Genomic DNA, 15945 nt, shown 5'->3' with positions numbered 1-15945 from the left:
AGTAAATTACTTATTTCAAGCGTTATCGTTCCATCAAATTGTTACTACTGGCAAGGCAAAGCTGTAGTAATTCACCCTCAAAAATTAGCTTGCTCTCCCTGCCTTCGTAACTTATATGGTTATGATAAACAGCACGTTCCACGTATTACTTCGATAACAGCTTTCATTTGGCAGTCAATGTGAAGACTGGCAATGGTTTGACAGGATGCTTTCGAACAGCAGTTTCTAGTAATTTCATTTGTGATTGCAATAATGCTTTAAATTTGTCAGGTACCCCTTCGATTGCCTGCAATTCTTCTTCAAAGGCTTCCAGCACAAAATCTGTTTCCCATTTTCCATCTTGCAAATCAGGCGACAAAAACGATGCTTCTTTTTCAATTTGCCAGCCGGTCCGCTCCACTATTTCTTTTATATCTGACGATGTAAGCAATGTTCGTATATTGGATGAGCTGTCGCGCTTATATGATTCATATTGCGCTTGGATCAAGACTGCGAGAAAATGAGCAATCTGGTCCGCCCTTTGGGCATTAGCGTCCCACTCCGCAAAACAGAGTTTTTTTGCAAATCCACGCAATTTGTACAGGAGAGCTTCCAATTTGGCAATGGAATTAAAATACCAGGAACAATGTGATAATACCGCACAGTCATAATATCCAGTTGGAAAATTGTTTGCATCCTCCAATATGTCCGTCTCAAAATGAACTTGGATACGTTCACCCAGGAAAGAATTTTGCAAGTATGCAATGGAATCTCCTAATGTGATTGGTGCGCCATAGTCTGGAGCTGCCACATCTACACCATGTACAAAACCGTTTTTTCCAGCGAGGTATGCTAGAACGGCCGTAGTATCTCCTTGTCCGCAGCCGATTTCCAGAATGCGGTCCCCTTGTCCAATCTCCCAATAAGATGCGAGTTTCAAACGATGAGCAGTTTGGGCACGCTGGATTGAACGATTTTCACGTCCGCTTGCCATGCAGTCCAGTATCGTATCCACCATGTTCTCACCCATATTTTTACCCCCTTTTTTAAACAAACCGGTTCATCTGACTTTTCCCTTATTACTGGCCCGGCATATTTACTGCAAAGTATACGCTCCCCTTCTTCAACTGTCTATGAACATCTCTATTTCCCAAATGCGAAAGGACACCAGTTGTGTTGGTGTCCTGTTTACATAGGCAGTATTATTTTTATCTTAATTGTTGTTTTGCGAATTCGCGATATAACGCATGTGTTTCAGTCAATTCCTGATGGGTTCCGCTGCCAGTCACTTGACCATTTTCAATAAAAATGATTTTATCCGCATCTACTATTGTAGAAAGCCTGTGCGCGATGACGAATGTCGTCCGCCCTTCCATCAATCTCGTCAACGCCTGCTGTACTACTTGTTCTGATTGGCTGTCCAGACTGGCAGTCGCCTCATCCATCATCAATATTTTAGGATCACGCAAAAATGCTCTGGCAATGGCAATACGTTGTCTTTGCCCTCCGGAAAGTTTCACACCGCGCTCTCCCACTTCTGTATCAAGCTTGTTTGGAAAAGAAGCGATAAACTGGTCCGCATAGGCCATTTCCGCAACTTCCCACAGGCGCTCATCTGTGATACCATCTGTCTGCTGCTCCAATCCGTAACATAAATTTTCGCGAATCGTCCCCGCCATCATGGCGCTTTCCTGTGAAACATAGCCGATTTGGCTACGCCACGATTCCATCGACAACGCTTTGATCGGTGTTTCTCCAATAAAGATTTGGCCGTCAGTCGGTTCATAGAATCGCTCTAACAAGCCGAACATTGTGGTTTTTCCTCCTCCGCTCGGTCCGGCAAAAGCAATCATTTCTCCAGGACGGGCATCAAAAGAAATATCGGTCAAGACTGGTTCACCTTCCGCATATGCAAAAGATACATGCTGTACGTGGACTGCTTTCTCCCTAATATCGACATTTTTTCCTTCCTGCCCTTCCTCCAACGGCAGCTCCAGAATGTCAATGATCCTTTCTGTTGCTCCCTTGGCTTTTTGCAGTTGGGTGAAAAACATAGCAAATGTCGTCACAGGCATGATAATTTGAAATAAATATAGCAAGAATGCCACCAATGTGCCTGTCGAAAGCGAGCCTGAAGCAACACGTACACCGCCATAGCCAATGATCGTCACCATGACTACCATCATGGCAAGGTACATTGTCGGCGCAATCAATGCATTGATACGTGCTTCTTTTAACCCAAAGCCGAGCAGTTTTTTAATACCGGTCAGCCCTTTCGCTTCCTCACTTTTTTCGGCATTCGATGACTTCATTAAGCGCATCTCGCCCAGTGTTTGCTGAATATCTCCCGTAAATTCCGCGGTTTGATCCTGCAGCCCTCTTGAAATTTTCATCATTTGACGTCCAAGCGGCAGCATGACAATCAAAATCATGGGAACTGCCAACAGCATGATCAATGTCATTTTCCAATCCATCACGAGAAGTATGGTTATTGCACCAATAATCGAAATAATTCCAGTGATAAACTGTGGAAAATGGTCAGAAATCAAATCCTTTACGATGCTCGTATCGTTGACAACCCTGCTGACTGTTTGGCCGCTGGCTGTCCGGTCAAAATAGCTGATTGGCAGCCGGATCAGCTTCAGCCACATCTTCTCGCGCAGCCTGGCGACTATTCTTTGCCCCACGGCAGTCAGTAGATATATCGATAATCCATTGACAAGTGCTTGAATGATAAATGCTGCCACGATGGCTAGAATAAGTGTTTTACTTAGCGATGAAACTGAAAAACCATCTACCAGATTTTTGGTGAGCAATGGGACGACCAATCCTGCCAATGTTGTCAGCACACTGGCAATCAAGCCGACCGTCAATGCGAGCTTAGGTATGTTCGTTGATAATATCAACGAAATAAAGGGCTTCAGCCCAGCCTGGTTCTCCTGCTTCTTCCGATTCTGTTGTTTCTTCATCAAATATGACTCCTTCTTTGCTCAGGGACATTCCCCCATCGCTTTTCACTTTAACGTTTTATTAGAGCGAGGGACTGTCCCCGCACATAATGCGACTGTAAACGTTGTTCCCAGATTTGGCTGGCTTATGACGCTTACGGTTCCACCGTGCATGTCGATGATTTTTTTGACAATGGATAAGCCAAGCCCGCTCCCTCCTTGATTGCGATTCCTTGATTTATCAGCTTTATAAAATCTCTCAAACAAATGCAGCTGTTCTTCTTCAGCTACCCCAATACCTGTATCCGAAACAGCGACTTCCAGTTTTTCTTCGTCCACATGGATAGCAATGCCAATGGTACCATGATCCGGAGTGAATTTAATTGCATTGTTTAACAAATTCATCCAGACTTGATCCAATAAATCCTTATCTGCGGTAACGACCGCCTTGGACAATGCAAGATTCATATCGATTTGTTTTGCAGTCCATTGCGGTTCACAGCGCAGAACGATTTGCTGTAATTGTTTATCCAAGCGATATTCCTGTAATTCAAAGGGATGTTGCGATGATTCCAGTGCAGTCAGCTTCAGCAGATTATCGCTGATTTTGGACAACCGTTCACTCTCTGTTTCAATAATAGATAAGTAGTGCACTCTCTCCTCAGCAGAGATATTTTCATTTTTCAATGCACGTGCGAATCCACTGATGGAAGTTAGCGGTGATTGTATTTCATGGGATACGTTTGAAACGAACTCCTGTCTCATTTGTTCAATCTGTCCCAACTCTTTAGACATATAATTGATATTGTCAATTATTTTTGAGAATGGATCACCCGAATGGTCATGACCAGGCAGTTTACTTATGTTCACATCATAATTCCCGCTGGCAATTTGTCTCATCGCATCAATAATAGTTTGAAAATAACGTGTTTGTTTTTCTTTCCATCCTGAAAAAAAGCGCGTCACCAAAAAAAGTATAGATCCAAACATCAAAAAACCAGCCAAAGAAATAATGAGTTGTGTGGTAAGTGGATTGAAGCTGACATTTAATAGGCTGAAAATATAGCCAATCAGATAAAAAGCGGCAATCCAGCACAAGGATAAGCAGAAGAGAACGACAAACGGAAAGAAAAAACGTTCTTTCTTCATTTCTTCAGCTCCAATCGGTAACCAAGACCTCGCACAGTACTGATTTGAAAGCCATGCTTGTCAGAAAACCTGTCCCGCAGCCGTTTAATATGAACATCAACCGTTCTTTCATCACCTTCATAGTCATAGCCCCATATCGTCTCGATGAGCTGCTCTCTTGTGAACGTTTTTCCTGGATAATTTGCAAGCAGAAATAATAGTTCGAATTCCTTTAAGGGCAAATCGACGGGCTGATTCTTGCATATCGCCTCGAAAGTTCTCCGTTTCAATACGATATCACCTAGTTTAACCTGCTGTGACATGGTGATCTGGTAGCGTTTAAGCAGTGCTTTCACCCGGGCCACAAGCTCAAGTGGTTCAAATGGCTTGACCAAATAATCATCCGTGCCCATATCGAATCCCTTCAGCTTTTGGGAAGTCTCTCTTTTGGCTGTAAGCATAAGCAATGGGAAATCATAAAAAACCCGCAGCTCCTGGCATAGCTCCCAGCCATCCATATTCGGCATCATGATATCCAATATGACCATATCAGCCTTAATAGATTCCAGCATTGCCAAAGCCTCGACGCCATCACTCGCTTCGTATACGTCAAACCCTTCATCGCGCAACAACAGCTTTATCAATTCTCTTATATGCACATCATCGTCAACGATTAAAATTTTCGCCATATGCATCCATTCCTTTATCCAAAATACCGAACGATTCAAACGTACTTTGTTATAGTAACCGAATCTAAGTCCATTTCCTGTGTGACTGATAGTATCTTACAATCAATTTATGAACTGAATATGAACTCCCTATTTATTATAATACAGGCTGACAAGCACATAAACACGGACGAAGATATGGGGAGCCAAGCTCATTATAGTGTCATACCAAATTTATTATCCTGTCACTTTGCTTTTTCCAAACCTGCCTTCCTCCCCTTATATACTTTCCCTTTTACCATTTGGTTTCATCATTTTCACATTTGATTTTTATATGGTGCAGCCTGACATTCAATTCCTCTGAAGATAGTATATTTTTCAATCTTTTCCTTTACATTCCATTCAAATCTCGTTATGATAAATTTAGAAAACTGCATACGGTAAAATTCGCACTAGGGGAGCTTGTATGATTAGCTGAGAAGAACAATTACGTTCTGACCCTTTGCACCCGATCTGGATAATACCAGCGTGGGGAAGTGCAGTCTTGTATTTATTAAACCAGTGATTAACTGACATGACTGCATTTCTTCCAAGAAATGCAGTTTTTTTATTAACACATAAATCCAACATGCAGCTTATCAAATAGGGAGGTGAGGAACAGTGACAGAAACATGGGGTTTTTTGGATAGTGGATTACACGACGCAGCTACCAATATGGCTCTGGACGAAGCTTTATTAAGATGGCACAGCCAGGGACGCATTCCCCCGACATTGCGGCTATATGGCTGGTCTCGTCCAAGCCTGTCCATTGGACACTTTCAAAAAATGGAATATATCGATTTCGATGGATTGCAAAAACATGGCTGCCAGCTTGTTAGGCGTCTGACTGGCGGAAGTGCTGTTCTGCACGACAATGAGCTTACATACAGCATTGTCATCTCTGAAAACCATCATGCCATCCCAACGTCAATTACAGAAGCTTATCATGTGTTATCAAAAGGAGTGCTTCAGGGCTACAGAAACTTAGGAATAGCAGCTTGCTATGCAACACCTGGGAGAGAACGTGATAAAAACATTACTGCTATATGTTTTGAAAAGACCGCTTACTATGAAATGGTTTTTGAAGGTAAAAAGATATCTGGAAATGCACAAACCCGCAAGCAAGGCACATTGCTCCAGCATGGATCCATTCCTATGAGCATCAATGCACATATGCTATTTGATTTGTTTGCTTTTCCATCTGAAGCAGTACGGCAAAAGAAGAAAAGCCAGTTCATTCAAAAAGCGATCACGATGGATCAAATCAAGCTAAAAAAGCATTCTTACGGCGAAGTGAAGCAAGCGTTTTATACCGGTTTCCAACATGGCCTGGATATATCTCTTCGCCCCATCGTATTAACAAATTCGCAATGGGAGGAAGTGCACTCTCTTGCAAAATCTAACTATCTTCTCGGAACGCTCATGGACGCCAAATAAAAAATCAGAGGTGAACATCATGGTGCAGCAAAAGGAATACATTCGCAAACCGGAATGGTTAAAAATTAAATTAAATACGAACAAATCCTATACTGGCTTAAAAAAATTAATGCGTGAAAAAAGATTGCATACGGTTTGCGAGGAAGCGAAATGTCCTAATATCCATGAATGCTGGAGTGAACGGCAAACTGCAACATTCATGATCCTTGGTGATACATGTACACGCGGTTGCCGCTTTTGTGCGGTCAAAACAGGGTTGCCCAATGAATTGGACTGGGGCGAGCCTGACAGAGTGGCAGACTCTGTCGCCATCATGGGGCTCAAACATGTGGTAGTCACAGCTGTGGCCCGGGATGACTTGAATGATGGAGGCGCAGCCGTATTTGCTGAAACGGTCAACGCCATCCGACAGAAGAATCCAGGTTGCACTATCGAGGTTTTACCTTCAGATATGAAAGGTGATTATGAAAGTTTATATACGCTAATGAACAGCAAGCCGGATATTTTCAACCACAATATCGAAACAGTACGTCGTTTGACAAAACGCGTACGCGCAAAGGCACAGTATGATCGTTCACTTCAACTCTTGCAGCGTGTCAAATTGATTGCACCGCACACACCAACGAAATCCAGCATCATGCTTGGCCTGGGTGAAACAAAAGAAGAGATTGTCCAGGCTATGGATGACTTGCTGGCTCATGGTGTTGACATTATGACGATTGGCCAGTACTTGCAGCCTACCAGAAAGCATTTATTTGTGGAAAAGTACTATCATCCGGATGAATTCGCTGAACTGAAGGAGATCGCCTTGAAAAAGGGATTCCGTCATTGTGAGTCCGGCCCGCTTGTCCGATCTTCTTATCATGCTGATGAACAAGTCAATCGCGGGTCAGCGCAACGTCGGATCCAATATATGAAGGGCTATGAAAAACAAACCGATGAAACAATTGATTTTACGTTCTGACAAAAACTTTTTCTTTTAAAAAAATCTATTCAATGACACCAGGGGAGCTGTACACGGCTGAGAAGGACAATCATTTTGTTCCGACCCTTTGCACCCGATCTGGATAATACCAGCGTGGGGAAGCGTAGTCAATCATGGGCATAAATCTATCACTTATACCCATCTACTAAACTACTGCATTCCTCGCGAATGCATTTTTTTACGTGTACAGTTCTCTTCTGCAAAAAACAGGAGGTATATAATATGTCAAACGAAGCATGTCATTCCGGCGAAATCGTGGGAGTAAGTTTTTCATTACACCCGATGTGCAACCAATTTATCGATATCATTTTAGGAACACTTGAGAAGGTGGATTCCACAAAAGTGTGGATGCGAACGGACGATGTGACGACCACCATCCGCGGCAAAGCAGTTCACGTATTTGATGTATCCAAAGCCATTTTCATAATCGCGGCACAAACAGGCGAACATATCGCTTATCAGGCAACCTACTCTATCGGCTGCCCGGGGGATGCTGCCGGGGATGTTTACCTTGCTGAAGATGATGAACCTGCAAACTTGCAAGCCATTCAAAATATCCAGCAAGAGGTATCTGCCAAATTTTCCTTGTATCCACTTGGAGGGGTGCATTATATGGACATGATTTATAAGCAGATTGACGCGATGAAAGCATACGTCCATGTATCTCCTGCTCATTACTCTACATATCTGAGGGGGAGTGCTTTACACATATTTGATGGTCTGGAAAAAGTTTTCAACCAGACAGTTGCATCGGGGTCCAGCCATACTGTCATGACAGTGACTATTTCAGCCAACAGCCCATCTTTAAAAGGGGGGTCCGCAGATGAAACAATGGCGCTTTAAAGAAATTGTCGTCATGGCTGCATTGTCTGTTGTTTTCGCAGTTGTTTATCTTGCCTTTTTACCTTTAGGGAAGTTATTGGTAGGTTTTTTCGGGCCCATTGGCTATGACTTCATTTTTGGTATTTGGTTCATTGTTTCCACCATAGCGGCTTATATCATTCGAAAACCCGGCGCTGCTTTTTTATCAGAAACGATTGCAGCCATGGTCGAAATGCTGATAGGTAATGCAACCGGACCGATGTTAATCATTACTGGCATGGTCCAAGGCATCGGTGCAGAGGCAGCTTTCGCCATCACGAGATGGCGCAGCTATAACATATGGGTATTAATGTCCGCCGGAGTCGGCTCCGCCCTGACCAGTTTTGTCTACGGTTACTTTGTCAGCGGATATGCTGTCCTTGAAACAGGGTATGTCATGGCTATGCTGGCTACCCGCATGATCAGCGGCGCGTTGATTGCCGGCTTGATCGGTAAAGCTATCAGTGACAATTTGGCTAAAACCGGCGTACTGGACAGTTTCGCTTTAGGAAAAGTATATCGGAGGAAAAATGCAGCATGAACCCATTAGTAAAGATTAACCAGCTCCAGTTGCAGTTTGAAAATCACACAAATCATAAGACATTATCCAACATAAGCTTTGAGGTGGCACATGGCGAAACGCTGCTTCTGCTTGGGCCGAGCGGCTCTGGAAAAAGTACTTTGACACTATGTTTGAACGGTCTATTCCCAAGAGAGTTGGACGGTCAAATGGCTGGTGAAATTCTATTTGACGGAAAACACGCAGCAGCTTTCTTTCCTGGCGAGCTTTCTCAATTGGTCGGTGTCGTTTTCCAAGATCCAGAAACACAATTTTGCATGATGCAAGTTGATGATGAGATTGCATTTGGATTGGAAAACATCGGCACACCTCCAGCAGAAATCGGTCAAAAAATAGATCATGCCTTAGCACTTGTGGACATGTCAGCTTACAAAACATCTACGATCGCAAGCTTATCCGGCGGCCAAAAGCAAAAACTTGCATTGGCTTGTATTCTGGCAATGGAACCTGCCCTGCTAGTACTTGATGAACCGACTGCCAATCTAGACCCAGTCGCAACCAATGAAGTGCTTCAGATCATTAAAAAATTACAACAGAAAACGAATTGTTCCCTTATCGTCATTGAACATCACCTCGATGGCTGGACAGATATCGCTTCCCGATGTGTGCTGTTAAATAAATCAGGAACTATCTTCTTTGATGGCAATCTGAAGGATGCAGTCCTGACACACCATCGACAATTAAAGGAAGAAGGTATCTGGCTGCCAAAGATAACACAATATTTCATCCAGCATGCTCAAGAACATTTGGATTGCCTCCCCTTCACACTGGAGGATTTTGCAGCACAGGCAGCTCCCATTCAGCTGCCATTGCCGGAAATTAATATGGTACAACACCATATGGCATCGGAAGTCCTTCTTTCAGCGAAGGATCTATCCTGGTCTGTTAAACAAAAACAGATTGTCCAGCATGCTTCCCTATCTATACGTGAGGGGGAGTTTATCGCTGTCATCGGAGCCAATGGCAGTGGAAAAACCTCACTTTCCCGGATCATTGCTGGTATCCAGAAACCATCATCAGGCGAAATATTCGTTGGGGGAAAAGCGTTAAAAAACTGGAAAACAACAAATCTTCGGGAACATATCGGCTATGTTTTTCAAAATCCTGAACACCAGTTCATCGCTGCAACTGTTTTTGAAGAAGTGGCTTTTAGTCTGCGTCTAAGGGAACTTCAAGAAACGGAGATCGTAAAAAAAGTGCGCACCATGTTGGATATCTGTGGCTTATCTGCTTATCAAAATGAACATCCCTTCCGGCTGAGCCAAGGACAAAAAAGGAGACTGAGCGTTGCAACCATGCTGGTGGATGATCAGCGAATGCTGATTTTAGATGAGCCGACATTTGGTCAGGACGCACATTCCAATCAAGAATTAATGAGGCTTTTATATGAAAGGTATCTGGAAAACACTGCTATCGTGATGATTACACATGATATGGAGCTTGTTGCGCAATATGCCACAAGAGTGATCGTAATGCAGGATGGAAAAATTGCTGCCGATTGCACGCCAGATACATTGTGGAAGAAATATGCAGGCAATTTACAGGAGTGGCACTTAAGCACGCCTGTCTCTCTGAAATTACAGCAGCTCCAGGAAAGGAAATACGACTATGTTCCTACATCGTCTTAATCCAAGTATCAAAGCATTAACGATCATCATCACTATTTTTATGCTGGCTTTCATTTTTGATCCGTATACACCATTATTTTTCTTGTTAAGCACGATCCTGCTGACTTTCGTTGGCGGAAACATTTCATGGAAAAAATATCTGCTATTCTTTTTGCCGTTCACTCTCTTTGCATTCGGTATGCTTTGGACCACAATCATGTTTGCAAAGGGGCCGGAAAACCCCAGTGAAGTGGTTCGTTTATTCGGCTTACAGTTTTCCAAAGAATCCTTTCAAACAGCTTGTGCGTTGGCCTTAAGAATTTTAAGTATCGCAGCTTTATCGCTGCTATTTATTTTCACAACCAATATTATCCATTTTATTTTAAGCTTGATGCAGCAGTGCAAATTATCTCCCAAAATTGCTTACGGCGTATTAGCAGGCTGCCGCATTTTGCCGATGATGAAGGATGAGTTGAAAGTCATCCATGTAGCTCAGCGTATCCGTGGAGTCAATCAAGACCGTTCGCTGCGGGGAAAATGGCTGCAATATAAGCGTCTGGCTATTCCCCTGTTGGCAAGTGCCATCCGTAAAGCCGAAAGAACTGCCATTGCCATGGAGTCAAAGGGATTTACCGGAAGTAAAAATAGAACCTTTTACAGGACTTTTCATGTTAGCACGACAGATTGGCTGCTATCTTTGCTTATACCGGCACTGTTTGTTGTCTCTGCATTTTTATCTTGGCGGCTCGGCTATTTTACCTGGTAAAAAATAAAAAAGCCTGATTCCTCGCTAAAAAAGGAGGAGTCAGGCCATACTGGGGCCGCGATCAGCATTTATTTTAATTATTTGCGTAGCCACAGTCTTTAGGAGAAACGTTCAGGTGCAACAAGTTCCACTTTTATTCTGTCCGGATCTTCAAAGTAAACAGCATAGTGGTCACCACCGCCAGCAAATGGATGCTGCTTTGCATATAGCAACGTAATCCCTTTATTTTTCAATTTATTCGTCATATCATCCACGTGTTTACGGGAATCTGCTTGAAATGCTACATGATTTAAGCCCACTCGGCATCTATGATAGGGAACGTCCAGAAACCTTTCTTCCGCTTGTACAAAGACAATGTACGTATCTCCTAACTTCCAGCTTTGTCCACCCTTCCATTTCTGAAAAACGCTGTATCCAAGGTCTTCAAGAAACCATCCCCAAAAATCTGCCGACCTTTTTAAATCTGAAACGTATATCTCCATATGATGAAGTAACCCTTTGCTCAAGATATCTCCCCCTTATAATCTGACCCGTTAAGATAAAGAAGCGAAAAATTCCTTTCCAATGAAAATAGCGGCCAACCAAATAATCAAAGCGGATAATTTATTTAGCCTGCCAGTCCATTTACCGGTTGTATCTACCCTGCCCTGCACCCTGCCGGCTATCGCCAAACTGAAAAACCATGTCCACGAAACAACCATACAGGATACTGCGAATATCAGTTTATCCACCCCCGTATAGCTGACCGAATTGGTTCCAATTACACCAATCGTGTCTAATATAGCATGTGGATTGAATAAGGAAACGGACAGAGCGAATGTTATTTGCTGTCTGGCAGACATCCTATTTTGCATTGCTTCATCTTTCGCGAAAACAGTCCGCCAGATGGACCAACCCATGTAAACCAGGAAAATAAAACCGATGCCGTAAATGATAGTTTGAGGCCAGGCAAGTGATAAGAATTGTATCACAAAAACCGGCTGTGAAGATGACAGGAAGAGCCTTTCGGAATCCCGGCTGTGATGCACCTTGATTAAACACAAATACATTTTGTGGTCCTAAAGGCAAAATAAGGCTAAGGCCAAAGGCTAATATAACGCCATGAAAAAATGCTTCCAGCACCATCTAACCTCCTGTAGTGATATTCTTTCTTTTTGTTTTTGCAGCGGTTTTTATTTTAGAGTAGCGTTCTTTTTATGTATCCGTACCACTGGTTGAAAGCAACGTGTTTAAATCAAGACATTGTTTTGACAGAAGACAAAATGATCATCAGGCTGCAAGACATGCAAGTGATCAGCAATGTATCCCCGAAGCCATAGTACGCCATCGATTCGTCTCAGATAAAATCCCTTCGGAAAGTGAACATCATCTGATAATATCTTCGATGCAATTGTGAGGGAGCCATAAGGAGCTCGATGCCGCCAGGAAGGCTTCCCTAAATGACCTTCCGGCTGATCCACATACTCCAATCTCAGGTGCGGGCCAAGCTCAAGCGGGCATAATTTTAACCCAACCTGGGACGCCTTTTTAAAAAGTTGGGGGATGGTCGCTCCTTCCGAAAAACCAAGATCACGAACTTTGAGCGCAACAGCCTTCACACTGTACACCGTATCCGACACGACGAAATGTTCGTCATCAAATAACCTCTCTCCATACTTGTTCATCAAAATAGAATGCTGTTGTAATTTCTGAAGCAGCTGCGATTTCGTCAGACCACCAACCGCTATCGTTCTATTCATGGTTGGGCAGTCGGGGTATATTTTAACTTTTTCAACACTCACTTGACTTCCCTCCTTACGATGGGTTTTGTATACTTATACTGTTATTTACAATTAGCACAAACGTAAATCAAGCGCATAGAGGATGGTGTCGAATCGGGCAGTACCTACAGCTACAAAATTTGGCAAACGACCGTATAGAGTGAATCCCAGCGATTCGTACAGTTTGGCAGCCCGATTATTATCCCCGCGGATATCAAGAGTCAACACCTCAATCCCAACATCGGCGGCAGTGGAAATCAACTGCTTCATGAGTCGGCGCCCCAACCCACGACCTTGATATTTCAGGTCAATCGCAACCTTTTCTATGTCGGCGTGAGGATGGTGAGTCGGCCGGCTATAACGTCTCCAATACCCAATCCCAGCAAGATGTTTCCCTACCCAAATTGCAATGACACACGCATTATTATTTTTACTTTCCACGGCCAATTCCTGAAGTAAGTCAGCAATCTCTTTGGTGGAGGGTGGATCAACCCATCCAATTGCTGCACCATCTGAGACAAGGCCTTGTAATAGCTGTGCCGACTTGCTTACAAACAATAAATCCTCAGCGTTATTAATATCTATTTCATGCAGCACAATAGCATCCTTCATCTGATTCTTCCCCCCTTTTAAATAATTTGTTTCTCTATTTTAGGGAATCCGCTGTTATAAGATAATTCGGTCGTTCACTTTGCTCGTGATGAACCTATTTCCTTGTTTTTTTGCTCCTACTTCTGTGGGTCATTTCGATGATGAACCACTTTCTTCTTGCTTTCCAGCCTAATTCGGTGGGTCATCGGGCTTATGAACCACTATTTTCTCACATTTCGATCTAACCCAGTGGTTCATCCCATCTCACCCTACGAACCACTTTTTCTCGTATGCAATAAAAATCAAATTAGTGAAATTATTATAACATCTTTAGGATAAATATTGTTTATTAATGAAATTATAGATTGGTACCGGCTTTCAATTTACGTTTACCGCTCATAACCACTCTTTTTTTGCCGGATTGAAAATAATTCTCATTTACATAAGCGGATAAGCATGCTAATATATCCTATGTACCAATCATCCTACAAATTCTTGGAGTGTGGATCATGTTACAGAAGACTAATCGTATCTCTTTGGTCGAGCAAGTTGCTGCGCAAATGGAGGATCTGATCGAAAGCGGCCATTGGTCCATTGGCAAGAAGCTTCCACCTGAGATGGAACTGATGGAAGAATTCGGAGTCAGCCGCAACACACTGCGCGAAGCAATTCGCGCGTTAGTACATGCGGGTTTATTAGAAACAAAACAAGGCAGCGGGACGACAGTGCGCTCTTCCAGTATGCTGGGAGCCGCAGTAGAACGGCGTGTGAAACATTCTGATCTGATTGAAACATTAGAAGTCCGCTTGGCATTGGAAAGAGAAGCAGCACAATTAGCGGCTTTACGCAGGACGGACAAAGAAGTGGCGGCAATGCAATCTTTTATTACTGAATGCCGAAACGCCGCTGAACAAAAAGAAATAGAGGTATTTATCAAGGCTGATATCGCCTTTCACAAATCAATGGTCAAAGCAGCTCATAACCAGTTGCTTCTGGATTTATACGATCATATGACAGATTCATTATATTCATCCATTCAAAACATGATGGCAGCTGATGCCGAATTCGACTATGACAAAGAAATACATAGTGAATTATTAGAGGCTATCCGCTTGCAGGATCCTCAGAATGCTGTCAAATATGTTAATGAATATATTGAGCACTTTAAAAATAATTTGCAATGAGCGTTAACTTGATTCGTTGCGATTACTTAAGCGATACACCTTGTGAATAATTGATCAATTCAAGTGTGTCAGGCGTGCACAGAAGAAAAACATGAATATTGTACGCTTCAACGCATTCATTTGTTTATTATGTAGATTTTTTAGGAGGTATTATAGTGGAAAATGCATCTACACCATTGAAAGAAACAACAAGAAAAGGTGCCAAATGGCTGTTTATAACAGGGATTATCCTTATTGCTACCAATTTGCGGGCACCGCTCACGTCAGTTGGCGCACTCATCGCTGCGATACGTGATGATTTAGATATAAGCAACACATTAGCCGGTTCGATTACCACCTTACCTTTGCTTGCATTTGCGTTGCTTTCCCCCTTCGCTCCAAAAATTGCGAAAAAAATCGGGATGGAATGGACCATCTTCTTTGCATTAGTTGTATTGATAGCAGGGATCGTGCTTCGCTCCTCTTTTGGCACAGCTGCCTTGTTTGGAGGAACAGTTATTATTGGTATTGCAATAGCCATGGGAAATGTATTATTACCAGGCTTCATTAAAATGAACTTCCCTTTGAAAATTGGAATAATGACAGGAATGTACGCCATATTCATGAATATTTTCGGTGCCTTAGGATCAGGTTTAAGTGTCCCTATTTCTTCTATTCAAGGCTGGGGATGGCAAGGTTCTCTGGTTATTTGGGCCGCACTTACTTTTCTTTCCCTATTGGTTTGGATCCCACAGCTGAGAAAACCCGAAAATCCTGTAAAGACAACCAGCACACCAGTGCAGGGTAAAACCAGCCTTTTGCGGTCCTCATTGGCCTGGCACATCACTTTATTCATGGGATTACAATCTTTAATGTTCTATACGCTGATCACTTGGCTGCCTGCAATACTTCAATCCCAAGGGTTCAGCTCCAATGCTGCCGGTTGGATGCTGTTTCTCATGCAGTTCTCGCTTATTCCAATAACTTTCATTGTACCGGTTATCGCTGAGAGAATGGAAAGCCAGAAGACCCTATCCCTCATCACTGCGATATTTTTCATCATAGGTGTGAGCTTATTGATGGCAGGGATCAAACCATTGCTATTCGTCGCTGTCATTCTCATTGGTATTGCAGGGGGCAGTGCATTCAGTTTGTCAATGATGTTCTTCACGCTCCGCACTTCCGATGGCCAACAGGCCGCGGAAATGTCAGGGATGGCCCAATCCCTGGGATATTTGTTAGCTGCTGTCGGTCCTGTTCTACTGGGGGCACTGCATGACTGGACTGGCGGATGGACAATGTCATTAGTATTGTTACTCGTCGTATCGGCAGTCATGCTCCTCTCAGGTTACGAAGCAGGTAAAAAGAGAGTTATTTCCACCGTTCATGAACCAGTATCTGATGAACATGCCAGTTAAAACAGAAGTGCTACA

15 protein-coding genes, 1 pseudogene and 2 riboswitches are annotated in these 15945 nt (G+C 43.1%); of the genes and pseudogenes, 8 read left to right on the top strand and 8 right to left on the bottom strand.

Annotated features, from left to right (window positions below):
- Positions 1 to 163: 163 nt before the first annotated feature.
- From ACFSMW_RS18295 to ACFSMW_RS18280, 4 genes are all read right to left on the bottom strand, one after another.
- A complete protein-coding gene (locus ACFSMW_RS18295) occupies positions 164 to 1009 on the bottom strand; it encodes a class I SAM-dependent methyltransferase (protein WP_390357745.1) in 846 nt (281 codons plus the stop codon).
- Positions 1010 to 1187: 178 nt separating this feature from the next.
- Positions 1188 to 2948, bottom strand: coding sequence for an ABC transporter ATP-binding protein (locus ACFSMW_RS18290; protein WP_390357744.1), 1761 nt, complete (start codon positions 2946 to 2948; stop codon positions 1188 to 1190).
- A gap of 45 nt (positions 2949 to 2993) precedes the next feature.
- Positions 2994 to 4076 (bottom strand): sensor histidine kinase, encoded by a 1083-nt coding sequence (locus tag ACFSMW_RS18285; RefSeq protein WP_390357743.1) that lies wholly within the window; start codon positions 4074 to 4076, stop codon positions 2994 to 2996.
- A complete protein-coding gene (locus ACFSMW_RS18280; protein WP_390357742.1) occupies positions 4073 to 4744 on the bottom strand; it encodes a response regulator transcription factor in 672 nt (223 codons plus the stop codon). The genes ACFSMW_RS18285 and ACFSMW_RS18280 overlap by 4 nt, the downstream gene beginning before the upstream one ends.
- A 423-nt stretch (positions 4745 to 5167) precedes the next feature.
- Positions 5168 to 5275, top strand: a riboswitch (TPP riboswitch).
- 108 nt (positions 5276 to 5383) lie between these two features.
- Here ACFSMW_RS18280 and ACFSMW_RS18275 point away from each other — a divergent pair.
- From ACFSMW_RS18275 to ACFSMW_RS18250, 6 genes are all read left to right on the top strand, one after another.
- Positions 5384 to 6199 (top strand): lipoate--protein ligase family protein, encoded by an 816-nt coding sequence (locus tag ACFSMW_RS18275; protein ID WP_390357741.1) that lies wholly within the window; start codon positions 5384 to 5386, stop codon positions 6197 to 6199.
- 10 nt (positions 6200 to 6209) lie between these two features.
- Positions 6210 to 7163, top strand: coding sequence for a lipoyl synthase (gene lipA / locus ACFSMW_RS18270; protein WP_390357790.1), 954 nt, complete (start codon positions 6210 to 6212; stop codon positions 7161 to 7163).
- A 30-nt stretch (positions 7164 to 7193) separates the two neighbouring features.
- A riboswitch (TPP riboswitch) is annotated at positions 7194 to 7301 on the top strand.
- A gap of 105 nt (positions 7302 to 7406) precedes the next feature.
- Positions 7407 to 8027: a YkoF family thiamine/hydroxymethylpyrimidine-binding protein gene (locus ACFSMW_RS18265; RefSeq protein ID WP_390357740.1), complete on the top strand. Its 621-nt coding sequence runs from the start codon at positions 7407 to 7409 to the stop codon at positions 8025 to 8027.
- On the top strand, positions 8008 to 8586 hold the full coding sequence (locus ACFSMW_RS18260) for an ECF transporter S component (RefSeq protein WP_390357739.1): 579 nt from the start codon (positions 8008 to 8010) through the stop codon (positions 8584 to 8586). The genes ACFSMW_RS18265 and ACFSMW_RS18260 overlap by 20 nt, the downstream gene beginning before the upstream one ends.
- The gene (locus tag ACFSMW_RS18255) at positions 8583 to 10253 is read left to right on the top strand and encodes an ABC transporter ATP-binding protein (protein WP_390357738.1); all 1671 of its coding nucleotides are present in this window, start codon (positions 8583 to 8585) and stop codon (positions 10251 to 10253) included. The genes ACFSMW_RS18260 and ACFSMW_RS18255 overlap by 4 nt, the downstream gene beginning before the upstream one ends.
- A complete protein-coding gene (locus ACFSMW_RS18250) occupies positions 10234 to 10998 on the top strand; it encodes an energy-coupling factor transporter transmembrane component T family protein (protein ID WP_390357737.1) in 765 nt (254 codons plus the stop codon). The genes ACFSMW_RS18255 and ACFSMW_RS18250 overlap by 20 nt, the downstream gene beginning before the upstream one ends.
- 98 nt (positions 10999 to 11096) lie before the next feature.
- On the opposite strand, the gene ACFSMW_RS18245 is transcribed toward ACFSMW_RS18250, so the two are convergent.
- The 4 genes and pseudogenes from ACFSMW_RS18245 to ACFSMW_RS18230 form a co-directional block, all read right to left on the bottom strand.
- On the bottom strand, positions 11097 to 11504 hold the full coding sequence (locus ACFSMW_RS18245; protein ID WP_390357736.1) for a VOC family protein: 408 nt from the start codon (positions 11502 to 11504) through the stop codon (positions 11097 to 11099).
- A 27-nt stretch (positions 11505 to 11531) separates the two neighbouring features.
- Positions 11532 to 12123, bottom strand: a pseudogene (locus tag ACFSMW_RS18240) (LysE/ArgO family amino acid transporter).
- A 104-nt stretch (positions 12124 to 12227) separates the two neighbouring features.
- Positions 12228 to 12737, bottom strand: a complete 510-nt coding sequence (locus tag ACFSMW_RS18235; protein ID WP_390357789.1) for a helicase — start codon at positions 12735 to 12737, stop codon at positions 12228 to 12230.
- A 93-nt stretch (positions 12738 to 12830) separates the two neighbouring features.
- On the bottom strand, positions 12831 to 13370 hold the full coding sequence (locus tag ACFSMW_RS18230; RefSeq protein ID WP_390357735.1) for a GNAT family N-acetyltransferase: 540 nt from the start codon (positions 13368 to 13370) through the stop codon (positions 12831 to 12833).
- Positions 13371 to 13855: 485 nt separating this feature from the next.
- Between ACFSMW_RS18230 and ACFSMW_RS18225 the strand changes: the two genes are divergently transcribed.
- Both ACFSMW_RS18225 and ACFSMW_RS18220 read left to right on the top strand, forming a co-directional pair.
- Positions 13856 to 14533: a FadR/GntR family transcriptional regulator gene (locus ACFSMW_RS18225; RefSeq protein ID WP_390357788.1), complete on the top strand. Its 678-nt coding sequence runs from the start codon at positions 13856 to 13858 to the stop codon at positions 14531 to 14533.
- A 155-nt stretch (positions 14534 to 14688) separates the two neighbouring features.
- A complete protein-coding gene (locus tag ACFSMW_RS18220; RefSeq protein WP_390357734.1) occupies positions 14689 to 15930 on the top strand; it encodes a CynX/NimT family MFS transporter in 1242 nt (413 codons plus the stop codon).
- Positions 15931 to 15945: the final 15 nt, after the last annotated feature.

It is taken from the genome of Tigheibacillus halophilus, assembly GCF_042683165.1.
Classification (GTDB): domain Bacteria; phylum Bacillota; class Bacilli; order Bacillales; family Amphibacillaceae; genus Tigheibacillus; species Tigheibacillus halophilus.
The sequence above is the reverse complement of the archived record's forward strand: the minus strand, read 5'-3'. Positions and strand labels throughout refer to the sequence as shown.